The organism is Pseudomonas sp. RIT-PI-AD, from assembly GCF_025642785.1.
Lineage (GTDB): Bacteria > Pseudomonadota > Gammaproteobacteria > Pseudomonadales > Pseudomonadaceae > Pseudomonas_T.
The window spans coordinates 30,832-53,601 of record NZ_JANZKU010000013.1; the positions used below are offsets into that span (position 1 = coordinate 30,832).

Genomic DNA, 22,770 nt, shown 5'->3' on the forward strand with positions numbered 1-22,770 from the left:
TGTCATGAGCGAAATCCTGATCATCAGCGGTGCCCGCACCCCCATCGGCAGTTACAAGGGCGCGCTCGCCGGCCTTTCCGCGGTCGAGCTGGGCACCAGCGTCATCCGCGCCACCCTGGCGCGCGCCGGCATCGCCGCCGCGGAGGTCGACGAAGTGCTGCTCGGCTGCGTGCTGCCGGCCGGCGTCAAGCAGGGCCCGGCCCGCCAGGCGGCGCTCGCCGCGGGCCTGCCGGCCAGCGCGGGCTGCACCACGATCAACAAACTCTGCGGTTCGGGGATGAAGGCCCTGATGCTCGCCCACGACCAGCTCAAGGCCGGCAGCGCGCGGATGGTGATCGCCGGTGGCATGGAGAGCATGTCCAACGCCCCCTACCTGCTGCACAAGGGGGCGAAGGCCGGCGAGCCGCGCCCGCACCTGTTCGTCGACGCCCTGGAAGATCCCGGCAGCGGCCAGGTGGTCGGGGTCTTCGCCCAGGCCACCGCCGACGCCTGCGGCGTCGACCGCGCCGCCATGGACGCCTTCACCCTGGAGTCGCTGCGCCGCGCGCGGGCCGCGATCCAGGCGGGCGCTCTCGACGCGGAAATCGTCCCGCTGCGGGTCGCCACCCGAAAGGGTGAGGTGCTGGTGAGCCAGGACGAACAGCCGCTAGGCGCCCGCGCCGAGCGCATCCACAGCCTGAAGCCGGCGTTCGCCGAGGGCGGCAGCATCACCGCCGCCAGCGCCAGCTCGATCGCCGACGGCGCCAGCGCGCTGCTGCTGACCACCGCCGCGGAAGCCGCCCGGCACGGCGTGCGGCCGCTGGCGCGGATCGTCGCCCACGCCAGCCACAGCCAGGACCCGGCGGACTTCGCCCTGGCGCCCCTCGGCGCGCTGCGCAACCTGTTCCGCAAGACCGGCTGGCGCCCGGACAGCGTCGACCTGTACGAGATCAACGAAACCTTCGCCCTGGTCACCCTGCTGGCGATCGCCGAGTACGGCCTCGATCCGGCGCGGGTGAACATCTACGGCGGCGCCTGCGCCCAGGGCCATCCGGTCGGCTCCACCGGCGCGCGGATCGTCCTCACCCTGATCAACGCCCTGCGCAACACCGGCGGCCGGCGCGGCATGGCGACCCTGTGCCTGGGGGGCGGCGAGGCGACCGCCCTGGCGGTGGAACTGATCCCGGATCAGGCCGCGCTGCGCTGGGCCGAGTAGGCCGGGGTGTGCGGGAAGACCAGCGCGGCGAGGAAGGTCGCCAGGCCGAAACCCGAGAGCAACAGATAGAGCCCGATCAGTCCCTGGCGCGGTTCCATGAAGGCGATCAGCGGGATCGCCACGGCGCTGGCGCCGAAGGACAGGAAATAGCGCAAGGCGAAGACCCGCGACTGCCATTGCGGCGCGACGAAATGCGCGACCATCGAATCGTTCACCGTCACCTGGCCGAACACCGCGAACATGAAGGCCGCGCCCAGCGGGATCACGCTCGCCCCTTCGGCATAGGCCAGGCCGACCAGCAGCGGCGCCTGGCACAGGGTCAACGCCACGAACGGCAGCTTCAGGCTGAAACGGTCCAGCAGGCGCCCGACCAGCAGTTGCGCCACCGCGCCGAAGGCATAGGCCAGGCTGACCACCAGGCCGAGGGTTTCCGGCGAGCCGAGCAGATCGTGCAGGCGCTCCTGGAACAGCTTGGGATAGGTCACCGTGGTGGCGTTGAACACCAGCCCGCTGGTGGCGGTGACCAGCGCGAGGATGCCGAACACCCGGCGCCTGGACACCTGCCCGGCTTCCTGCCCGCGCAAGGGCGCGGCCGACGCCGCCGGCGAGGCTTCGTCCTTCACGCACAGGGCGAACCACAGGCCCAGCGCCAGCGACACCGCGCCCGGCAGGATGAAGGCCGCGCGCCAGCCGAAATGGGCGGTGAGGAAGCCGGTCAGCAGGGCGGCGAAGGCGACGCCGAGGTTGCCCCACATGCCGTTGACGCCGATCGCGTGCCCGCGGTTTTCCGCGTGGGCGACCAGCATGGCGGTGCCCACCGGGTGGTAGATCGCGGCGAAGACGCCGATCAGGGTCAGCCCGCCAACCAGTACCGGCACCGAATCGCTCAACCCGGTGAGGATCGCCGACGCGCCCAGGCCGAGGAAGAACAGCAGCAGCATCTGCCGGCGACTCCAGCGATCGCCCAGCCAGCCGGCGGGCAGCGAGCAGGCGCCGAAGGCGATGAAACCGCCCAGGGACAGCCCGATCAGCTCGGCGTAGCCGAGCCCGAAGGTGGCGGTCATGCCCAGCACGGCGGCGGGGAAAATCAGCATGAACATGTGGTCGAGCACATGGGCGGCGTTGACGAAACGGATCACGGTACGAGGTCGATTCATGGCGAGGGCCACTCTGGCGATGGGGTGCCAGGCCATGCTAGGTTGGCAGCCAATCGCCTATCTGACAGAAAAGTCAGCGAATCCGCCATGCTCTTTCAACCCACCCCGGGCGCCACCTTCGTCGCCCTCGCCCGCGACTACCCCGACGGCGCCCACGTACCGTCCCACCGCCACGCCACCGCGCAACTGCTGTACGCGGCGCGAGGCCTGATGCGCCTGGTCAGTGCCAAGGGCGCCTGGGTGATCCCGCCGACCCGCGCGGTGTGGATACCGCCGCGGGTGGAACACGAGATCTTCATGTCCGGCGCGGTGCAGATGCGCACCCTGTACCTCGCGTCGGCCCCGGCGGGCCTGGAGACCTGCTGCGTGCTGTCGGTGACGCCGCTGCTGCGCGAGCTGATCCTGCGGGCGATCCACCTGGAGCAGCGCCCCGGCGAGGACGCCGTGTCTGCCCTGGTACAGGCGCTGACCCTGCATGAGATCGCCGCCCTCGAACGCATGCCGCTGCACCTGCCGATGCCCGTCGACCGGCGCCTGCAAAGCATCTGCCGGGCCTTGCTGGAAAGCCCCGAGCACCCCTACACCCTGGAGGACTGGGGCCAGCGGGTGGGGGCCAGTTCGCGCACCCTCGCGCGCCTGTTCGCCCAGGAGCTGGGCATGGGGTTCAGCGAATGGCGCCAACAGTTGCGCCTCACCGAGGCGCTGCCGCGCCTGCTCGCCGGCGACAGCGTCCAGCGCGTCGCCCAGGACCTCGGCTACGGCAGCGCCCGCGCCTTCAGCGCCATGTTCCACCGGCTGCTGGGGGAGAACCCCCGCGACTACCTGGCGCGCCTCGGCCGTCTCGCCGAGGTCCGCCCTTAGCCGGGCCCGACCCAGGAAGCGCGAGGGCTCAGCGCAGGCTGGTGAACGCCAGCTTGATGCCCAGCCCGACCAGCACCACGCCCATCAGCCGATCGAACCAGTGCCCCAGGCGGGCGAAGCCGGCCCGCACCCGCGCCTGGCTGAACAGCCGCGCCACCAGACAGAACCACAGCCCGGTGGCCACCGCCAGGTAGAGCCCGTAGCCGGCCTGGATTGCCAGTGGCGTGTGCGGGTCGATGACCACGGTGAACAACGACAGGAAAAACAGCGTGGCCTTGGGGTTCAGGCCATTGGTGACGAACCCGGACACGAAGGCGCCGCGGGCGCTGCGCGGTGGCGCCGGCTCGCTGTCGAGGCTCGCCGGCGGTGCCGGGCGGGCGCGCAGCGCCTTGATCCCGATGTACAGCAGGTAGGCGGCGGCCAGCCATTTCAGCGCGTTGAACAGGCTGATCGACTGCGACACGATCAGGCCGATGCCGAGCAGCGAATAGGTGACGTGGACGAAGATCCCGCAGCCCACGCCGAGGGCCGACCAGGTGCCGGCGCGGCGGCCATGGGTCACGCTCTCGCGGACCACGATGGCGAAGTCCGGGCCGGGACTGGCCACGGCGAGCAGATGGATCAGGGCGACGGTGAGGAATTCGGTCCAGTACATGGCGGCTCCACAGGGGATGGTCGGGCCCGCAAGCTGAGCAGGACCCGGCGGACTTGTCCAGGGCCGCGCCCGACTGGCACCCTTGGCGGATCACCGCTCCCCGCCACAGAAGGTAACCCGATGACCCGCGCCGTGTTTCTCGACCTCAGTTCCCTCGACCTCGGCGACCTCGACCTGACGCCCTTGCGCCAGGCCTTCGACGAATTGCAGGTACACGCCGCCAGCGAGCCCGGCCAGGTCGGCGAGCGCCTGCGCGGCGCGCAGGTGGCGATCGTCAACAAGGTGCGCCTCGACGCCGCGACCCTCGCCGCCTGCCCCGAGCTGAAGCTGGTGCTGGTATCGGCCACCGGCACCAACAACGTCGACCTCGCCGCGGCGGCCGCCCGGGGCGTGACCGTCTGCAATTGCCAGGGCTATGGCACCGCCTCGGTGGCGCAGCACACCCTGGCGCTGCTGCTGGCTCTGGCTACCCGCCTGGACGACTACCAGCAGGCGGTACGTCAGGGCCGCTGGCAGCGCGCCAGCCAGTTCTGCCTGCTCGACTACCCCATCGTCGAGCTGGACGGCAAGGTCCTCGGCCTGCTCGGCCACGGCGAGCTGGGCAGCGCGGTGGCGCGCCTGGCGGAAGCCTTCGGCATGCGCGTGCTGCTCGGCCAGCTGCCTGGGCGCCCGCCGCGCGAGGGCCGCCTGCCCCTGGACGAACTGCTGCCCCAGGTGGATGCGCTGACCCTGCATTGCCCGCTCACCGAACAGACCCGCAACCTGATCGACGCCCGCCGCCTGGCACAGATGAAGCCCGGCGCCTTCCTGATCAATGCCGCGCGCGGCGGCCTGGTGGACGAACAGGCCCTGGCCGATGCGCTGCGCCGCGGCCACCTCGGCGGCGCGGCGACCGACGTGCTCAGCGAGGAACCGCCGACCCGCGGCAACCCGCTGCTGGCGGCGGACATCCCACGCCTGCTGGTGACCCCCCACAGCGCCTGGGGCAGCCGCGAGGCGCGCCAGCGGATCGTCGGCCAACTGGCGGAGAACGCCACGGCGTACTTCGCCGGCGCCCCGCGGCGGGTGGTCGCCGGCTGAAGGCGCGAAGGAAACCGGTGTCCCGGCGCCGCTCTGGTAGAATCGCCGATTTTTCAGGAGGACCCGCATGGATCCCCGCAGTGAAGTCCTGCTCCGCCAGGCGCAACGCTTTCGAGGCCCGGTGCTGCTGGCCGGGTTGCCGGCCGACGACCTGCTCGGCCATCTGCCGGACGCCCTCGGCTGGAGCTGGCAGGCCGGCGACCAGGCCAGCCTGGAGCAGCGTTTTCCCGAGCGCTGCCACTTCGGCATCCGCGCGCCGGCGCTGGAGTGCCGGGTCGCCGTGCTCTTCCTGCCGAAATCCCGCGAGCTCACCGATTACCTGCTGACCGCCCTCGCCGCGCGGGTCGGCCCCGCTGGCGAGGTGTTCCTGGTGGGCGAGAAACGCGCCGGCATCGAACGCGCCGGCAAGCAGCTGGCCGCCTTCGGCGCGCCGCGCAAGCTGGACAGCGCGCGGCATTGCCAGCTGTGGGAAGCGCAGGTGGAAAGGGCGCCGAAAACACCGGACCCGCAGGCCTGGGCCGAACGCTTCAGCCTCGACCTGGTCGACGGCGCCCTGCAGGTGGTGAGCCTGCCCGGGGTGTTCAGCCACGGCCGCCTGGACAAGGGCAGCGCCCTGCTGTTGCAGCACCTCGACGGCCTGCCGCGCGGCCCGTTGCTGGACTTCGGCTGTGGCGCCGGGGTGCTCGGCGCCTGGCTGAAACGGCATTACCCGGACAGCCCGGTGCACCTGCTCGACGTGGACGCCTTCGCCGTCGAGAGCAGCCGCCTGACCCTCGCGGCCAACGGCCTCGACGCCGAGGTGATCGCCGCCGACAGCCTGCAAGCGGTCCCTGGCGAACTGGCGGCGATCGTCAGCAACCCGCCGTTCCACCAGGGCGTACACACCGACTACCAAGCCACCGAGGCCATGCTGCGCGACGCCCGCCGCCACCTGCTGGCGAAGGGCGAGCTGCGCATGGTCGCCAATGCCTTTCTCAAGTATCCGCCCCTGATCGAGGAACACCTCGGCGCTTGCCGGACCCTGGCCGCCACCGACGGCTTCCGCGTCTACCGGGCGAGCCGCCGCTGAACCTTCACCCTTTCAACGCCGCGACGCCTCCTCCCGGACGCGCCGCCTCGCAGCCCCTCGCCGGGGCTTCCCGGAGTTCCGCCCCTTGACCGACCCCATCGCCGCCCCCCGCCCCGAAGGGCTGAAACGCGCGCTCAAGCCGCGCCACCTGAACATGATCGCCATCGGCGGCTCGATCGGCACCGGCCTGTTCGTCGCCTCCGGCGCCACCGTCGCCACCGCCGGGCCCGGCGGCGCGCTGCTGGCCTACCTGCTGATCGGCGTGATGGTCTACTTCCTGATGACCAGCCTGGGCGAGATGGCCGCCTACCTGCCGGTGTCCGGGTCCTTCGCCACCTACGGCAGCCGCTTCGTCGAGGACGGCTTCGGCTTCGCCCTGGGTTGGAACTACTGGTACAACTGGGCGATCACCATCGCCTCGGAGCTGGTGGCGGCGCAGTTGATCATGAGCTTCTGGCTGCCCGACGTGCCCGGCTACCTGTGGAGCGCCGGCTTCCTCGCGATCATCTTCCTGCTCAACGTGTTCTCGGTGCGCGGCTTCGGCGAGAGCGAGTTCTGGTTCGCGCTGATCAAGGTGGCGGCGGTGCTGGTGTTCATCGGCATCGGCCTGGCCACCCTGTTCGGCATCATGAGCGGCATCGAGTCCCCCGGCCTGAGCGTCTTCACCCAGGGCGAGGCGCCCTTCGTCGGTGGTCTGCAAGCAATGGTCGGGGTGATGATGATCGCCGGCTATTCGTTCCAGGGCACCGAGCTGATCGGCATCGCCGCCGGCGAATCGGAAAACCCGAAGAAGAACATCCCGGTGGCGATCCGCCAGGTGTTCTGGCGCATCCTGATGTTCTACATCCTCGCCATCCTGGTGATCGGCATGCTGATCCCCTACACCGACCCGAGCCTGCTGAAGAACGACGCCAGCGACATCAGCGTGTCGCCCTTCACCCTGCTGTTCGAACGCGCCGGCCTGGCCGCCGCGGCCGGGGTGATGAACGCGGTGATCCTCACCGCCGTGCTCTCCGCCGGCAACTCCGGGATGTATGCCTCGACGCGGATGCTCTACAACCTGGCCAGGGACGGCAAGGCGCCGCGCATCTTCGCCCGCCTGGCGCGCAGCGGCGTGCCGCGCAACGCGCTCTACGCCACCACCTTGGTCGGCGCGCTGTGCTTCCTCACCTCGGCCTTCAGCAACCAGGTGGTCTACACCTGGCTGCTCAACACCTCCGGCATGTGCGGCTTCATCGCCTGGCTCGGTATCGCGGTGTCGCACTATCGCTTCCGCAAGGGCTACCTCGCCCAGGGCCGGCGCCTCGAGGACCTGCCCTACCGGGCCAAGCTGTTCCCCCTCGGCCCGCTGTTCGCCTTCGCCCTGTGCCTGTTCATCAGCCTCGGGCAGAACTACGAGGCCTTCATCGGCGAGCGCATCGACTGGCTCGGCCTGACCGCCACCTACGTCAGCCTGCCGCTGTTCCTGCTGATCTGGCTGGGCTACCGGCTCAAGCACGGCAGCCGCCTGGTGCGCTACCAGGAGATGGACGTGCGCGGCACCGACGACTGAAAAGGCTTGTCGGGGCTGCCCCGCTTGGGCAGAATGCGCCCGTCCTAGGGGAGTAGTCTCCCGCGAGCGCCCGCTCGCCAGGCATGCGTCAACATACTTGGTCCACCGACCATGGCGCATGCGACCCGAGGTCTGCGCAGACAGACCCAGGGTTTGACAAGACCTATGACACGCATGACCTGACCCGGGGCGGGCAAGTCGTACGTGTCATGGTGATTAGTCGACCCGCCCCTCCGGAAGTCTGATGTTGGAATCCCTGCTGGTCCCCACCCTGATCGTCGCCCTCGCCGAAATCGGCGACAAGACGCAACTGCTCGCCCTGCTGCTCGCCGCGCGCTTTCGCAAACCGCTGCCGATCATCCTCGGCATCGTCGCGGCCACCCTCGCCAACCACCTGGCCGCCGGCGCCGTCGGCAACTGGGTCGCGGGGTTCTTCTCGCCGATGACCCTGCGCTGGATCCTCGCCGCCTGCTTCGCCGCAGTGGCGCTATGGACCCTGATCCCCGACAAGCTGGACGACGACGAAAGCGCCCGCTTCAAGCGTTTCGGCCCTTTCCTGACTACCCTGATCGCGTTCTTCCTCGCCGAAATGGGCGACAAGACCCAGGTCGCCACGGTGATGCTCGCCGCGCAGTACCCGCACTTCCTGCTGGTGGTGCTGGGCACCACCCTGGGCATGCTGCTGGCCAATGTGCCGGTGGTGCTGGCCGGCAACTTCGCCGCCGAACGCCTGCCATTGACGCTGATCCGCCGCCTGGCCGCCCTGGCCTTCGGCGCCCTGGCGCTCTACGCCGCCTACGAAGCCCTGAAGGTCGGCGGCATGCTCTGACCGCGCGCGGGACTGGACGCGGACCGGAGGGCCGGCTAAAACAGCCTGAACCTCCGGAGAAGCCGATGAACCCGCGCCAAGCCTGTCTCGACCGCCTCGCCCTCTCGCCCGCGGCCCCCTTCGAGGCCGCGTTGTGGGTCGCCGCCGAGCACGACCCGCGGCTGCAGCCGGCGCAAGCCCTGCGCGACATCGCCGGGCTCAGCCAGCAGGTGCTCGCCGGCCTGCCGGAGAAGCCGCCCGCCGAACTGGCGCAACCGCTGTTGCGCCGCCTCAGCGACCTGGACTTCCGCGAGGACGACGACCTGCCCCTGCGCCCGCGCGCGGCGCTGCTGCACCAGGTGCTGGCACGGCGGCGCGGGCAACCCCTGTCGCTGGCGCTGATCGCCCTGGAAGTGGCCCGGCGCCTGGACATTCCCCTGGCCGGAGTGGGTTTTCCCGGGTATTTCCTGCTGCGCGTACCCGGCGCCGACCACCTGCTCGACCCCTGCGGCGGCCGCCGCCTGTACACCGGCGACTGCCGCGAACTGCTGCTGCGCCAGCTCGGCCCGCAGGCGCAGTTGCACGTCAGCCACCTGCAACCGGTCGGCGCCACGCAGATGCTGCAACGCCTGTCGCGCAACCTGCGCACCCTCTACCTGCACGCGGGCGACTGCCTGGAAGCGCTGAAAGACGCCGAACGGGTGGTGCAGCTGGGGCAGCCCAACCTGCTCGACCACCTGTCGCGGGCAGACATCTATCGACACCTGGATTGCCCGCAGGCGGAGCGTTTCGACCTGGAGCACGCGCTGTTGCTCTGCGAGGATCCGGCCCAGCGCCTGCAACTGAGCCAGCGCCTGCATCGCCTGGGAACCGCGCCGGCGCTGCACTGACTGAGGCGCCGACCGCCAAGCAGGGCGATCGGCGGGCTCGGTGACCGGCGTCAGAGCGCGTCGCGGGCGATGCCGTTGCGCACGCGGAGGATGTCGGCGAGCACCGCCAGGGCGATTTCCGCCGGCGTCTTGCTACCCAGGCCCAGGCCGATGGGCGCGATGATCCGGGCGATCTCGGTTTCGTTGAGCCCACCGGAGCGGCGCAGGCGCTCGCGGCGTTTTTCGCTGGTCTGCCGCGAGCCCATCACGCCGATGTAGAACGCCTCGCTGCGCACCGCCTCGATCATCGCCAGGTCGTCGATGCGCGGATCGTGGGTCAGCGCCACCACCGCCGTGTCGGCATGACAGGCGCCGGCGGCGATCACCGCCGAGGGCAATTCGCGGCGAATCTCCACGCCGGGCAGGTCGACGCCGCGCAGCACCTCTTCCCGCGGGTCGCAGAGCAGCACTTCGAAACCCAGGGGCAAGGCATAGCGGGCGCACACTTCGGCCACGCTGGAATAGCCGGCGAGCAACAGGCGCTGGGCGGCACCGATGCGGATCCGCACCTGCCGGGGGTCGCGCTCGACCCGCGGCCCCTGGCCGGAATCGGCGCGCAGGCGGCGCCCGCCCTCCGGCAGGTCGATTTCGCGGACCAGCCGTCGCTGCCCGGCGAGTGCGCTCTCCAGTTCGGCGAGATGGGCCCGGGCCGCGTCATTCGCGGCGAGGTTCTCCACCAGCACTTCCAGCACGCCGCCGCAGGGCAGGCGCACCCGCGCGCGCGGGTCGCTGCCCTCGCCATAGCGCACCAGGGCGACCGGCTCGGCGAAGGCGCCCTCGCCCAGCCGCTCGAGGAAATCCTCTTCGACGCAGCCGCCGGACAGCGAACCTATCCAGTCGCCTTCGTCGTTGGCCGCCAGCAGCGAGCCGGGCGCGCGCGGCGCCGAGCCGAAGGTGGACAGCACGGTACATAGCCAGACGCGGTGGCCGTCGCCTGTCCAGGCGCGGGCGCGCTGGATGACTTGCAGATCGAGATGGTGCATGGCGGGGTCCGGTTGTGCGTTCGACCCGGTTTTGGACCACGGCCGTCGTCGCAAGGTCGACTTTTCAGCGTGACCTTCCGGCGCCCGCGAACCGCGGGAGGGCGCGAAAGGCATTCGGCGCCGCGCCACGCCGTGCTAGGCTGGCGCGCCCGTTAGCTACCTAAGTATCGCCCCATGACCCCACTCCTGTTGCGCCGGCACAAGCCGTTCCTGGCGTTCTGGCTGGCCCGCGTGTGCACCGCCAGCGCCTTCCAGATCATGACCGTGGCCATCGGCTGGCATATCTACCAGTTGACCGGCGACGTCTTCGACCTGGGCCTGGTGGGCCTGGTGGAATTCCTCCCGCGGGTCCTGTTCATGCTGCACACCGGCCACGTCGCCGACCGCTACGACCGGCGCCGGGTCGCCGCGCTGTGCCAGATCGCCCAGGCCTCGGTGGCGCTGATCCTGGTGGTGGCCAGCGCCTTGAACGGCGTGACCCGCGAACTGATCTTCGCCATGGCCTTCCTGCTCGGCAGCGCGCGGGCCTTCGAGATGCCGAGCACCCAGGCGCTGCTGCCGAACATCGTGCCGGCCGCGCTGTTCCCCCGCGCGGTGGCGGCCTCGGCTTCGGCGATGCAGGCGGCGACCATCGCCGCGCCGGCCTTCGGCGGCCTGCTGTTCGCCCTCGGCGAACTCTGGGTGTACGCGCCGACCGCGCTGCTCTACGTCGTGGCCTGCGCCCTCAGCCTGAGCCTGCCGGCACGGGCGGAACCGCTGAAACAGAATCGCGCCTCCTGGCAATCGCTGCTCGCCGGCATTCACTTCATCCGCAGCCGGCGCGACGTGTTCGGCGCCATTTCGCTGGACATGTTCGCCGTGTTGCTCGGCGGCGCCACCGCCCTGCTGCCGGTGTTCGCCAAGGACATCCTGCTCACCGGCCCCTGGGGCCTCGGGCTGCTGCGCTCGGCGCCGGCGGTGGGGGCGCTGCTGATGTCGTTCTGGCTGGCGCGCTTCCCCATCGAACGCAAGGTCGGCCCGGTGATGCTCGCCTCGGTGGCGCTGTTCGGCGTCACCACCATCGCCTTTGGCCTGTCCACGTCCTTCTGGTTCAGCCTGGCGGTGCTGGTGGTGCTCGGCGCGGCGGACATGGTGAGCATGGTGATCCGCGGCGCCTTCGTGCAGTTGGAAACCCCGGACGAAATGCGCGGCCGGGTCAGCGCGGTGAACGGCCTGTTCATCGGCGCCTCCAATCAGCTCGGCGAATTCGAATCCGGCGCCACCGCCGCTTGGCTCGGCACCGTGCCGGCGGTGGTCCTCGGCGGCATCGGGACCCTGGTGGTCAGCGGCCTGTGGATCAAGCTTTTCCCCACCCTCGCCAAACGCGACCACATGCACCAGCCGCCGGCGGATTGAGCGTCGATACGGCCGGGGCCGACCGCGACAGGGTGAAGGCGGGTGCGTCGCCGATGGCGCGTAGTCCTTAGGCACCTGGGTGGATGAGGAAGGCGTCATCCACCCTACGTCGGTGGGCGGGACGTGAGTGAGGCGAGGTCGCTCGCAATACGTCGCTGGCGGCGCGATGGAGGCGGTGAGTGGCGGCCGTGATCGCACCCTGGTGGATGAAGAAGGCGTTATCCACCCTACGGGGCGGTGACGGGCGATGGGTGGGGAGTTTTCGCGGCTGGTGCCGGACAGGGCGAGAGCGGGTTGTTCCGGGCGGAGGCCATCCGCCCGGCGCGCTCACAGCAGCTTGTCGAGGGTGATGGGCAGGTCGCGCACGCGTTTGCCGGTGGCGTGGTAGACGGCGTTGGCGATGGCCGCGGCGACGCCGACGATGCCGATCTCCCCGACCCCCTTGGAGCCCAGCGGGTTGACGATGCGGTCCTGTTCCTCGACGAAGATCACGTCGAGGGCCTGGATATCGGCCTGCACCGGGATGTGGTACTCCGCCAGGCTGTGGTTCATGAAGCGTCCGAGCCGATGGTCCAGTTGCGTTTCCTCATGCAAGGCCATGCCGATGCCCCAGACCACGCCGCCGAGAATCTGGTTCTCCGCGGTCTTCGGGTTGATCACCCGGCCGGCGGCGATGGCGCTGACCACGCGGCTGACCTGCAGGGTACCCAGCGCCTCGTCCACCTTGACCTCGACGAACACCGCGGCATGGCTGCCGGTGGAATACCTGTCCCGCTCCGCGTCCGGCTTGGCGTCCACCTGGGCGTCGAGGCTCGGCGAACCGCTTTTCCGCAGGATTTCGCCATAGGCCATGGCGGTGTGCGGATCGGCCTTGAGGCGCAACTGGCCGTCGACGAACTCGACGTCGGCCGGCTCGGCCTCGGCGAAGGGCGAATGCTCCAGCTTCTGCGCGGTTTCCAGGAGCTTCTCGCCCAGGGCCTCGCAGGCCTGCTTGACCGCGGTGCCCACCGACGACACGGTGAAGGAGCCGCCCTCCAAGGGCGCCTTGGGCAGGCTGGTGTCGCCGAGCTTGAAGGTCACCTTGTCCATCGGCAGGCCCAGGGCCTCGGCGGCGATCTGGGTCATCACCGTGTAGGTGCCGGTGCCGATGTCCGCGGTGGCGCTGGCCACCACCAGGGAGCCGTCGATGGCCAGGGTCGCCTTGGCGCTGGCCGGCATCAGCATGGCCTCCCAGGCACCGCTGGCCATGCCCCAGCCGATCAGTTGCTCGCCTTCGCGCATGGAACGCGGTTCGGGGTTGCGTCGGCTCCAGCCGAAGCGCTCGGCGCCCTGCTCGTAGCAGGCCAGCAGTTGCTTGCTGGAATAGGGCTTGCCCTCGTTCTGGTTGATCGGGCTGAAGTTCTTCACCCGCAACTGCACGGGGTCGATCTTCGCCGCCACCGCCAGTTCGTCCATGGCGCATTCCAGGGCGTAGATGCCGAGCACCGCCCCCGGCGCGCGCATGTCCAGCGGCGTATACAGGTCGAGCGAGGCCAGTTGGTAGTCGAGGCGAACGTTGTCGCAGTGGTAGAGCGCGCCCGACCACTCGGCGACGTGCTCGGTGAAGTCCTCGAAGCGCGAGGTCTCGCCCAGCACCTCGTGGACCACCGCCTTCAGGCTGCCATCCGCCTCGGCGCCCAGCTTGAGGCGCTGCAAGGTGTGCGGCCGGTGGCCGAAGGTGAACATCTGCTGACGGGTCAGGGTGACCCGCACCGACCGCTTCAGGTGCAGCGCCGCCATCACCGCCAGCACCACCTGGTACTGGGGACGCAGGCCGGAACCGAAGGCGCCGCCGACGAAGGGCGACAACACCCGCGCATCGCCGTCCGCCAGACCGAAGATGTGCGAGACGAACTCCAGAGTGTTCAGCGCGCTCTGGGTCTTGTCGTAGATGGTCAGGCCGCCGTCGGGTTGATAGATCACTGTGGAGGCGTGGGGCTCCATGGGGTTGTGGTGCTCCACCGGCGACGAATAGGCCGCCTCGACCCGGACCGGCGCGGCGGCGAAGGCGGCGTCGGCATCGCCGCGCGGCTCGGGCAGTTCGGCCGGAGCCGGGTGAGGGGTTTCCCGCTGGATATCGGTCTGGTGGTGGGCTTCCTCGTATTCCAGGCGCACCAGGGAGGCGGCATAGCGCGCCGCCTCGAAGCTCTCCGCCACCACCAGGGCCAGGGGCTGGCCGCTGTAGAGCACGCGGTCGTTGTACAGGGGACGGAAGGGCGCGCCGTCGGCGGAGTCCATGTCCTCGTAGCTTTCGTCGTAAGCCGCCATGTGCGGGCGGTTCAGGTGGCTGAGCACCGCCACAACGCCCTCCACCGCCAGGGCCGCGTCGGTGTCCAGAGACAGTACGCGGCCCTTGGCGATGGTGCTGTTCACCGCCACGCCGTAGGTCAGGCCCGGAACGTTGAATTCCCCGGCGTATTGCGCGCGGCCGGTCACCTTCAGCGGACCGTCGACGCGGTTGAGGGGCTTGCCCACGTGCATGTTCATACGTTGCCCTCTGCGGCGGCCGCTTGGCTCAGGGCGCGAACGATCGCGCGCCGAGCCAGCTCGATCTTGAAGTGATTGTGGGCATGCCCCCGGGCGCCCCGCAGCAAGGCCTCGGCGGCCCGGCCGAAGGCTTCTTCGTCACAGGTCGCGCCGCGCAGGCTGCGCTCCGCCTCGGGGTCGCGCCAGGGCTTGTGGGCCACCCCGCCGAGGGCGATGCGCGCCTCGAGGATGCGGCCGTCGACATCCAGGTCCAGCGCGGCCGCCACCGAGACCAGGGCGAAGGCGTAGGAGGCGCGGTCACGCACCTTGAGGTAGGCGAAATGCTCGGCGAAACCCCGCGCCGGCAGCGTCACGGCGGTGATCAGTTCGTCGTCGGCCAGGGTGTTGTCCAGGTCCGGACGATCGCCGGGCAGTCGGTGGAAGTCGGCGAAATCGATGCAGCGCTCGCCGCGGTTGCCCGCCACCTGCACCTTGGCCTCCAGCGCCGCCAGCGCCACGCACATGTCCGAGGGGTGCACGGCGATGCACTGGTCGCTGGCGCCAAGGATCGCGTGGATGCGATTGAGCCCGTCCTTGGCCGGGCAGCCGGAGCCGGGACGGCGTTTGTTGCAGGGCACGCCGGCGTCGTAGAAGTAGTAGCAACGGGTGCGTTGCAGCAGGTTGCCGCCGGTGCTGGCCATGTTGCGCAACTGCGGCGAAGCGCCGGCGAGGATCGCTTGGGCCAGCAGCGGGTAGCGCCGCTCGATCAACGGGTGATAGGCCAGGTCGGCATTGCTGACCAAGGCACCGATGCGCAGCCCGCCGTCGGCTTCCGCCTCGACGTCGGTCAGCGGCAGGTTGCTGATGTCGATCAGGGTCGACGGGCGCGTGAGGTTTTCCTTCATCAGGTCGAGCAGGTTGGTGCCGCCGGCGATGAAGCGCGCCCCGGGGTGGGCGGTGTGCAGAGCCAGGGCATCCCGCACGTCGCGGGCCTTGGCGTAGGCGAAGGGGGTCATTGGCCACCTCCCTGGCGCGAGGCCGGGAACTGCACCACCGTCTCCTGGCCGCTCTTCTCGCGGCAGGCGGGCAATGCGTCCTCGATGGCGGCGAGGATATTGGTGTAGGCGCCGCAGCGGCACAGGTTGCCACTCATCGCCTCGCGGATGTCCGCGCGGCTGCGGGCGTGGCCCTCGTTGGCCATGCCGATCGCCGAGCAGATCTGCCCGGAGGTGCAGTAGCCGCACTGGAAGGCGTCGCGATCGATGAAGGCCTGCTGCAAGGGGTGCAGTGCCTCGCCGTCGGCCACCCCTTCGATGGTGGTGATCTCGGCGCCGTCCTGCATGATCGCCAGGCTCAGGCAGGCATTGATGCGCCGGCCGTTCACCAGCACCGTGCAGGCGCCGCATTGGCCGTGGTCGCAGCCTTTCTTGGTGCCGGTCAGGTTCAGGCGTTCGCGCAGCAGGTCCAGCAACGTGGTCCAGGGCTCTACCTGCAAGCGTTGCGGCTGGCCGTTCAGGGTCAAGCTGATGGTATGGAGGGCAATGGCTTGCCCGTCCGCGGTGGGGGTCGCGCTCATCGGGTACCTCAGGGTCATCGGCTAGCGGCGGGCGGACCCGCGTCGGCTATAGGCGTGCGCAGTTCGGTTTACCTGCGTCTATGGGGTACGACTGCCCGCCCGGAGAAAATGTTCAGCCACGCGACGGCCGGCAGGCGCGCGGCGAAGAGGCCCGCCGGACGGGCCGTATGCCGCGTTCCAGAGCGGTCGGCTCGTCCCCCGCCGGCCGCGTGGCGCTTGCCAGGGCGCTGCGGGAAAGCCCTGCCCGGCGCGTCGTCGCCGGCACTGCGCGCGCGCCGGGCGAACTGCTATGATGCGCGCCTTTTCGACCGCGCAGCCCGCGCCGGCCGGCGCTCTCGCGGCCGACCGCCCTCAGCCCGAACAGGGGAAACGACCATGCTGGAACGACTCTTCCACCTCAAGGCGCACGACACCGACGTCCGCACCGAGGTGCTCGCCGGGATCACGACCTTCCTGACCATGGCCTACATCCTGTTCGTCAACCCGAGCATCCTCGGCGAGACCGGCATGGACAAGGGCGCGGTGTTCGTCGCCACCTGCCTGGCGGCGGCCATCGGCTCGAGCATCATGGGGCTGATCGCCAACTACCCCATCGCCCTGGCCCCGGGCATGGGCCTGAACGCCTTTTTCACCTACACCGTGGTGCTGCACATGGGCCATAGCTGGCAGGTGGCGCTGGGCGCGGTGTTCCTCTCCGCGTGCATGTTCTTCCTGCTGTCGATCTTTCGCATCCGCGAATGGATCATCAACAGCATTCCGCTGGCGCTGCGTTCGGCCATCGCCGCCGGCATCGGCCTGTTCCTCGCGCTGATCGCCCTGCAGAAGGCCGGCATCGTCGTACCGCACCCGGCGACCATGCTGACCCTCGGCGACCTCAGCCAGCCGGCGCCGGTGCTCGCGGTGCTGGGCTTCTTCCTGATCGTCGCCCTGGAGGCGCGCAAGGTCACCGGCGCGGTGCTGATCGGCATCCTCGCGGTGACCCTGGCCGGCATCGGCCTGGGCGTGTCCCACTTCGGCGGGGTGTTCTCGATGCCGCCGTCGCTGGCGCCGACCTTCCTCCAGTTGGACATCCGTGGCGCCCTGGACATCGGCCTGGTCAGCGTGATCTTCGCCTTCCTCTTCGTCGACCTGTTCGACAACTCCGGCACCCTCATCGCCGTGGCGAAGAAGGCCGGCCTGATGCGCGCCGACGGCTACATGCCGAAGATGGGCCGCGCGCTGATCGCCGACAGCACCGCGGCCATGGGCGGTTCGCTACTGGGCACCTCGACCACCACCAGCTACATCGAGTCCGCCGCCGGGGTCAGCGCGGGCGGCCGCACCGGCCTGACCGCCCTGGTGGTCGCCGTGCTGTTCCTCCTCGCCCTGTTCCTCTCGCCCCTGGCCGGCAGCGTGCCGGCCTTCGCCACCGCGCCGGCGCTGTTCTTCGTCGCCGTGCTGATGGCCTCCGGACTCGCCGAGATCGACTGGAACGACCTGACCACCGCCGCGCCGGTGCTGGTCACCGCGTTGGCCATGCCCTTCACTTATTCCATCGCCGACGGCATCGCCTTCGGCTTCATCGCCTGGGCCGCGATCAAGACCCTCGCCGGACGCTGGAGCGAACTGAGCCCGGCGCTGGTGATCCTGGCGGTGCTGTTCGTGATCAAGCTCGGCTTCTATCAATAAGCGCCGCCGCTCCAGCCCCACGACGCCCGCCGTCGCCGATGGCGGGCGTCTTCGCTGCGAACCCGCGGCCCCTCGCCGGGGTCCGCGCGGAACCGCCCCAACCTGCCAGACGAGATTCGCCCATGAGCCGCCCTTTCGACCCGGCCACCTATAGCGCGCAACTGGAGGCGAAAAAGACCCGCCTGCAGGAGCTGCTCGCGCCGTTCCAGGCGCCGCCGCCGGACGTCTTCGAGTCGCCCCACGAGCACTACCGGCTGCGCGCCGAGTTCCGCCTGTGGCGGGAGAACGAAGAGCGCTTCTATGCGATGTTCGCCGCCGGCGACAAGCACACGCCGATCCTGATCGACGAATTCCCGGTCGCCAGCCAGCGCATCAATCAACTGATGCCGCGCCTGAAGGCCGGCTGGCAGGCCAGCGGCGCGCTGTCCTTCAAGCTGTTCCAGGCCGAATTCCTCACCACCCTGGCCGGCGACGCGCTGATCACCCTCGCCTACCACCGCCCGCTGGACGCCGCCTGGCAGGACGCCGCCGAGCGCCTGGCCGCCGACCTCGGTGTGAGCCTGGTGGGCCGCGCCCGTGGTCAGCGCATCGTCATCGGTCGCGACTACGTGGAAGAGCGCCTCGAGGTCGCCGGGCGCGAGTTCCGCTACCGCCAGCCGGAAGGCGCCTTCACCCAGCCCAACGGCGAGGTCAACCGAAAGATGCTCGGCTGGGCCTACGAGGCCCTCGGCTCCCGCGACGACGACCTGCTGGAACTGTATTGCGGCAACGGCAACTTCACCCTGCCGCTGGCCACCCGGGTGCGCCGCGTGCTGGCCACCGAGATCAGCAAATCCTCGGTCAATGCCGCCCTGGCCAACCTCGCCGACAACGCCATCGACAACGTCGCCCTGGTGCGCCTGTCCGCCGAGGAACTAACCCAGGCGCTCAACGAGGTTCGGCCGTTCCGCCGGCTGGCCGGCATCGACCTGAAGAGCTATGCCTTCGGCAGTGTGTTCGTCGACCCGCCGCGAGCCGGCATGGATCGCGACACCTGCGAGCTGACCCGGCGCTTCGCGCGCATCCTGTACATTTCCTGCAACCCGGAGACCCTGGCGGCCAACATCGCCCAGTTGCACGACACCCACCGGGTGGCGCGCTGCGCGCTGTTCGATCAGTTCCCCTATACCCATCACATGGAAAGCGGCGTGCTGCTGGAGCGTCGCTGAGCGGGCCCGGACGTGGGCGGGCGGGGAAATTTGCATTCCGCAGTTGAGAATAAGTCTCAACAATTCTAAGCTGCACTCGTCAGGAACGACTCTTTTCCACGGGTGCCCCGCCATGACCAGCAAGACACCGTCTCCGCTGTCCCTTTTCGGCCTTCCAGCCCTCGGGCTGTCCCTCGCCCTGCGCCGCCTGTTCACTGTGCGGCGCCACGCCCCGGCTCGCCCGCAGGATGCGGCCCGGCTCGCCCCGGACGCCAGCGCCTGGCTGGATTCGCTGCGCGGCCTGCCGCGCCGCGTGCAGCGAATCCTGCTGCTCAGCCGGGTGGACGGCCTGTCCTACGCCAGCATCGCCGACCGCGTCGGCGTGCCGCTGCCCACCGTGGAGCGGGATCTGATCCGCGCCCTGCGGCATTGCCAGCGCTACGCCCGGGAGCGGCGATGAGCGAAGCCCCGGGCCCCCGCGAACCCGAGGACCTGGCCAGCGCCTGGTACGTGCGCCTGCAAAGCCCCGAGCTGCCGGCCAGCGAGCGCATCGAATTCCGCCGCTGGCTGGACGCCGATCCGCGTCACTCGCAGGCCTTCAGCGACGTCGAGCGGCTGTGGCAAGGGCTGCGCCAACCCGCGCGCCAACTCGGCGCCAGCGGCTGGTACCGCGCCCCCTCGCGCCTGGCGGGTATGCGCCGCCCGCTCATCGGGGCCCTGCTGCTGGCGCTGCTGATGACACTGTGGAGCGAATCCGCCCGCGCGCCCCACGGCGCGAATCCATCCTCGGCGCACAAGGTGCACAGCGGGCAGCCCTGAGGGGGGCGACGGGCGCCATATCTTTCGGCCCCGGTGCGGCGAGTCGCCCATGGCCACGCGCGCTTGCCGGGACCCCCCTGCGACGTCCCGTAGCACCCTGCCCCTGGAGGTCCGGCGCTATGCTGAAAGCCTCTTTCCTTCGGAGCTATCGCCATGCGCACCCTGCTGCTCGCTTTCGGCCTGCTCGCTGCCGCCACCCAGGCGGCCGAACCCCTCGCCATCGACGTTTACCGCGACCCCGCGTGCGGGTGCTGCAAGGCCTGGATGGGCCACCTGGAAACCCAGGGCTTCAAGGTGATGGATCACCCGGAAAGCGACATGCCGGCCCTGAAGACCCGGCTCGGCGTACCGCCGCGCCTGGGTTCCTGCCATACCGCGGTGATCGACGGAAAATTCGTCGAGGGGCATGTCCCGGCCGCCGAGATCCTCGCCTTGCGCCGCCAGCCGGATCTGCTCGGCATCGCCGTGCCCGGCATGCCGGCCGGCGCACCAGGCATGGACGCGGGCGACTACAAGGTGCCCTATCAAGTGCTTGGCGTCGGCCGCGACGGCAGCGAACGCGTCCTCGCCGACTACCCCTGAGGCTCAGGCGCCCCCGCAGCCGTCGGTCTGCGCCTTGAAGCCGACGTAGCCCTGGCGGGCGTCGTAGAGGAACTGGTACTGACGCAGGAAATGCCGCCCGGTGTTGACGAACGGCGGACGGTTGTCGCTGCTCCAGGGGATCACCTGCAAGGGCGTCACCGGCTGGGTGCCGCCCACCTGATAGCGCACCTGAGCCACCGGCGCGCTGGCATCGGGAATCTTCAGCTCGACCTCGGTGCCCTTGGCCAGCACGCTGATCAACACCTTGCGGGCGCTGGCGTCCGGCTCCTTGGCGGTGCGGTAGCGAATCGCCGTCGGCAGGGTGATGTAGCTCTGCGGCACGCCGGTATCCACCAGCAGGCTGCCGGGGACGCACAGCGGGCCGCTGGCGCTGCGATCGCTCTGCGGGTCGAGGCTCACGCACATCGACGGGGCCTGCCAGTCGCCGTCCCCGCCGCCATAGGGCTGCAACTTGACGAAGCCGAAGCCCTGGGTGTTCTCGGGGGTCAGGCCGAGGGTGATGCCGCCACGGCCGATGATGTAGCCGGGGCTCAGTTGGCCCTCCGCCAGGGCTTTTCCGCCCAGGCTGTCGAGGTGCAGCAGGACGTTCTTGTCAGGCGTGCCCTGGGGCTGGCTGTCCGCCTCGCGGCCGAAGCCGACGCCCATGTAGATCAGATCCTTGGCCGGCGGCAGCGCGTGCTGCTTGCAGGTCGCGTCGCCGCTCACGTAGCCGCGGCAGACGCCGGCGGTCTCCACCCCGAGGACCGGGACCCGGGCGCTCGCCACGGGGCGCCTCTGCGCGTCGAACAAGGTGACCCGCAGCGGTACCCAGGTGCCCACCCAGAGGATCTTGCTGCTGGACAGGAATTGCGTGCCCGGCTTCGCCTCCGGCAGCCTCTTGAGCTGCGCATAGCCGGGTATCCGCGCCGCATCCAGGGCCAGGCCCACCGAGCCGGTGTCCATGGTCACCTCGTGGATCGCCTCCACCGGCGGCGGATTGTCGTCGCGCGGGTCCTGCACGACGAGATTGAGCAGGGGCGCGCCCTCGAACGAAGCGGCCTGCGCCGGATTGGCGTAGGGCAGGCATTGGCTGCGGTCGAAACCGGCATAGTTGGGCGCGCCCTGGCCGGCGGCGCAGGCCCCACCGGCCAGCAGCGCCGAGACCAGCGCCAGGGCATGGGAAGCGAGAGGGTGCGAGTGGACGTGCATGGCGACGCTCCTTGTGAGAACACGTGGTCGATGACACTCCGGGCCGGACGGCGGAAACGCAGGGGCCGCCCGGGTTGTCGGCTCGCCGCATCCACCGGCGAGGTTGCGGGGCGCCGTTATCCGTGGCGCCCCGGAGTTCACGCTAGCCAGCGGCACCGACTTGTCAACGCACGCCGGTGTCGCACCGCGGCCGCTCAGCCCTGGCGCGGGCCTTCGCGTCGGGCACCCGGCGCGAGCACGCCGTCGGCGCGGAACATCCCGCGGATGCCACGCACCGCCTGGCGGATGCGGTCCTGGTTCTCGATCAGGGCGAACCGCACGTGGTCGTCGCCGTAATCGCCGAAGCCGACGCCCGGCGAAACGCACACCTTGGCCTCGGCCAGCAGTTTCTTGGCGAACTCCAGCGAGCCCAATTGCGCGTAGGCCGGGGGAATCTTCGCCCAGACGTACATCGACGCCTTGGGGTTCTCGACCATCCAGCCGATCTCGTGCAGCCCCTTGACCAGCACGTTGCGACGCTGGCGGTATTGCTCGGCGATGTCCAGCACGCACTGCTGGTCGCCCTCCAGCGCGGCGATGGCCGCCACCTGCAAGGGCGTGAAGGTGCCGTAGTCGTGGTAGCTCTTGATCCGCGCCAGGGCGTTGACCAGTTCCGGGTTGCCGACCATGAAGCCGATCCGCCAGCCGGCCATGTTGTAGCTCTTCGACAGGGTGAAGAACTCCACTGCGATGTCCTTGGCGCCGGGCACCTGCATGATCGACGGGGCTTTCCAGCCGTCGTAGACGATGTCGGCGTAGGCCAGGTCGTGGACCACCAGCACGTCGTACTGCTTGGCCAGGGTCACCACCCGCTCGAAGAAGTCCAGTTCCACGCACTGGGCGGTGGGGTTGGAAGGGAAGCCGAGGATCATCATTTTCGGTTTGGGAATGGATTCGCGGATCGCCCGCTCCAGCTCGGCGAAGAAATCCACCCCGGGGATCAGCGGCACCGAGCGCACCTGGGCGCCGGCGATCACCGCGCCGTAGATGTGGATCGGGTAGCTGGGGTTGGGCACCAGCACCGTGTCGCCATGGTCGAGGGTGGCGAGCATCAGGTGCGCCAGGCCCTCCTTGGAACCGATGGTGACGATGGCTTCGCTTTCCGGGTCGATCTCCACCTGGTAGCGCTCGGCGTACCAGCGCGAGATGGCGCGGCGCAGGCGCGGGATGCCCTTGGAGGTGGAATAGCCGTGGGTGTCCTCGCGTTGGGCCACCTGGCAGAGCTTCTCGACGATATGCGGCGGCGTGGGACCGTCCGGGTTGCCCATGCTGAGGTCGATGATGTCCTCGCCACGGCGGCGGGCGGCCATCTTCAGCTCGGCGGTGATGTTGAACACGTAGGGGGGGAGGCGATCGATGCGCGCGAAACGGCGCGGCTTAACCGGGTCGGTCATGCTGTCCTCGAGGATACGTAAGCGCCCGGAACCGTCCGAGCGACGCCGGCCGCTGCGGCGGCCTGGAGCCGGCGCGAGCCGGACCCTGGCGGCGAACATAAAGCCCG

Annotated in this window: 21 protein-coding genes and 1 riboswitch; of the genes, 13 read left to right on the plus strand and 8 right to left on the minus strand. The window is 69.9% G+C overall.

Going from position 1 to position 22,770, the window contains the following annotated elements; translation table 11 throughout:
• Positions 1-4 precede the first annotated feature (4 nt).
• Positions 5-1,195 carry a thiolase family protein gene (locus tag OGL92_RS13020; protein WP_263144065.1) on the plus strand — a complete coding sequence of 397 codons (1,191 nt, stop codon included), beginning with the start codon at positions 5-7 and terminating at the stop codon, positions 1,193-1,195.
• Here the strand turns inward: OGL92_RS13020 and OGL92_RS13025 are convergent.
• Positions 1,168-2,352, minus strand: a complete 1,185-nt coding sequence (locus OGL92_RS13025; RefSeq protein WP_263144066.1) for an MFS transporter — start codon at positions 2,350-2,352, stop codon at positions 1,168-1,170. The genes OGL92_RS13020 and OGL92_RS13025 overlap by 28 nt on opposite strands.
• Before the next feature lie 87 nt (positions 2,353-2,439).
• Between OGL92_RS13025 and OGL92_RS13030 the strand changes: the two genes are divergently transcribed.
• Positions 2,440-3,213, plus strand: a complete 774-nt coding sequence (locus OGL92_RS13030; protein ID WP_263144068.1) for a helix-turn-helix transcriptional regulator — start codon at positions 2,440-2,442, stop codon at positions 3,211-3,213.
• 28 nt (positions 3,214-3,241) lie between these two features.
• On the opposite strand, the gene OGL92_RS13035 is transcribed toward OGL92_RS13030, so the two are convergent.
• Positions 3,242-3,868: a LysE family transporter gene (locus OGL92_RS13035; protein WP_263144069.1), complete on the minus strand. Its 627-nt coding sequence runs from the start codon at positions 3,866-3,868 to the stop codon at positions 3,242-3,244.
• A 120-nt stretch (positions 3,869-3,988) separates the two neighbouring features.
• Here OGL92_RS13035 and OGL92_RS13040 point away from each other — a divergent pair, with 120 nt between their 5' ends.
• From OGL92_RS13040 to OGL92_RS13060, 5 genes are all read left to right on the plus strand, one after another.
• On the plus strand, positions 3,989-4,948 hold the full coding sequence (locus OGL92_RS13040) for a 2-hydroxyacid dehydrogenase (RefSeq protein WP_263144070.1): 960 nt from the start codon (positions 3,989-3,991) through the stop codon (positions 4,946-4,948).
• 67 nt (positions 4,949-5,015) lie between these two features.
• Positions 5,016-6,017 carry a class I SAM-dependent methyltransferase gene (locus OGL92_RS13045; protein WP_263144071.1) on the plus strand — a complete coding sequence of 334 codons (1,002 nt, stop codon included), beginning with the start codon at positions 5,016-5,018 and terminating at the stop codon, positions 6,015-6,017.
• A gap of 85 nt (positions 6,018-6,102) precedes the next feature.
• Entirely contained in the window at positions 6,103-7,569 is a 1,467-nt protein-coding gene (locus OGL92_RS13050; RefSeq protein ID WP_263144073.1) for an amino acid permease, read from the plus strand.
• Positions 7,570-7,604: 35 nt separating this feature from the next.
• Positions 7,605-7,723: riboswitch (yybP-ykoY riboswitch) on the plus strand.
• A 93-nt stretch (positions 7,724-7,816) separates the two neighbouring features.
• Positions 7,817-8,398, plus strand: coding sequence for a TMEM165/GDT1 family protein (locus OGL92_RS13055; RefSeq protein WP_263144212.1), 582 nt, complete (start codon positions 7,817-7,819; stop codon positions 8,396-8,398).
• Positions 8,399-8,463: 65 nt separating this feature from the next.
• Positions 8,464-9,267, plus strand: coding sequence for a transglutaminase family protein (locus OGL92_RS13060; protein ID WP_263144075.1), 804 nt, complete (start codon positions 8,464-8,466; stop codon positions 9,265-9,267).
• A 50-nt stretch (positions 9,268-9,317) separates the two neighbouring features.
• On the opposite strand, the gene OGL92_RS13065 is transcribed toward OGL92_RS13060, so the two are convergent.
• Positions 9,318-10,289, minus strand: coding sequence for an XdhC family protein (locus OGL92_RS13065; RefSeq protein ID WP_263144077.1), 972 nt, complete (start codon positions 10,287-10,289; stop codon positions 9,318-9,320).
• A gap of 174 nt (positions 10,290-10,463) precedes the next feature.
• Here OGL92_RS13065 and OGL92_RS13070 point away from each other — a divergent pair, with 174 nt between their 5' ends.
• On the plus strand, positions 10,464-11,684 hold the full coding sequence (locus OGL92_RS13070) for an MFS transporter (RefSeq protein ID WP_263144078.1): 1,221 nt from the start codon (positions 10,464-10,466) through the stop codon (positions 11,682-11,684).
• A 327-nt stretch (positions 11,685-12,011) separates the two neighbouring features.
• On the opposite strand, the gene OGL92_RS13075 is transcribed toward OGL92_RS13070, so the two are convergent.
• From OGL92_RS13075 to OGL92_RS13085, 3 genes are read right to left on the minus strand one after another with little or no spacing between them, the layout of a single operon-like run.
• Positions 12,012-14,210: a xanthine dehydrogenase family protein molybdopterin-binding subunit gene (locus tag OGL92_RS13075; protein WP_263144079.1), complete on the minus strand. Its 2,199-nt coding sequence runs from the start codon at positions 14,208-14,210 to the stop codon at positions 12,012-12,014.
• Positions 14,207-15,205, minus strand: coding sequence for a xanthine dehydrogenase family protein subunit M (locus OGL92_RS13080; RefSeq protein WP_263144080.1), 999 nt, complete (start codon positions 15,203-15,205; stop codon positions 14,207-14,209). The genes OGL92_RS13075 and OGL92_RS13080 overlap by 4 nt, the downstream gene beginning before the upstream one ends.
• Positions 15,202-15,765, minus strand: coding sequence for a (2Fe-2S)-binding protein (locus OGL92_RS13085; protein ID WP_263144081.1), 564 nt, complete (start codon positions 15,763-15,765; stop codon positions 15,202-15,204). The genes OGL92_RS13080 and OGL92_RS13085 overlap by 4 nt, the downstream gene beginning before the upstream one ends.
• A gap of 375 nt (positions 15,766-16,140) precedes the next feature.
• Between OGL92_RS13085 and OGL92_RS13090 the strand changes: the two genes are divergently transcribed.
• The 5 genes from OGL92_RS13090 to OGL92_RS13110 all read left to right on the plus strand — a co-directional run bounded on the left by OGL92_RS13090 (position 16,141) and on the right by OGL92_RS13110 (position 20,021).
• Complete coding sequence (locus OGL92_RS13090; RefSeq protein WP_263144082.1) at positions 16,141-17,433, plus strand: NCS2 family permease; 1,293 nt, start codon at positions 16,141-16,143, stop codon at positions 17,431-17,433.
• A gap of 122 nt (positions 17,434-17,555) precedes the next feature.
• Positions 17,556-18,641 carry a tRNA (uridine(54)-C5)-methyltransferase TrmA gene (gene trmA, locus OGL92_RS13095; RefSeq protein WP_263144083.1) on the plus strand — a complete coding sequence of 362 codons (1,086 nt, stop codon included), beginning with the start codon at positions 17,556-17,558 and terminating at the stop codon, positions 18,639-18,641.
• A 112-nt stretch (positions 18,642-18,753) separates the two neighbouring features.
• Positions 18,754-19,080: a sigma-70 region 4 domain-containing protein gene (locus OGL92_RS13100; RefSeq protein WP_263144085.1), complete on the plus strand. Its 327-nt coding sequence runs from the start codon at positions 18,754-18,756 to the stop codon at positions 19,078-19,080.
• Positions 19,077-19,439, plus strand: coding sequence for a DUF4880 domain-containing protein (locus tag OGL92_RS13105; RefSeq protein ID WP_263144086.1), 363 nt, complete (start codon positions 19,077-19,079; stop codon positions 19,437-19,439). Before OGL92_RS13100 ends, OGL92_RS13105 begins: the two co-directional genes overlap by 4 nt.
• Before the next feature lie 153 nt (positions 19,440-19,592).
• Positions 19,593-20,021, plus strand: coding sequence for a DUF411 domain-containing protein (locus OGL92_RS13110; RefSeq protein ID WP_263144087.1), 429 nt, complete (start codon positions 19,593-19,595; stop codon positions 20,019-20,021).
• 3 nt (positions 20,022-20,024) lie between these two features.
• Here OGL92_RS13110 and OGL92_RS13115 read toward each other — a convergent pair whose 3' ends face one another.
• On the minus strand, positions 20,025-21,230 hold the full coding sequence (locus tag OGL92_RS13115) for a hypothetical protein (RefSeq protein ID WP_263144088.1): 1,206 nt from the start codon (positions 21,228-21,230) through the stop codon (positions 20,025-20,027).
• Between the two features lie 194 nt (positions 21,231-21,424).
• The gene (alaC, locus tag OGL92_RS13120) at positions 21,425-22,663 is read right to left on the minus strand and encodes an alanine transaminase (RefSeq protein WP_263144090.1); all 1,239 of its coding nucleotides are present in this window, start codon (positions 22,661-22,663) and stop codon (positions 21,425-21,427) included.
• Positions 22,664-22,770: the final 107 nt, after the last annotated feature.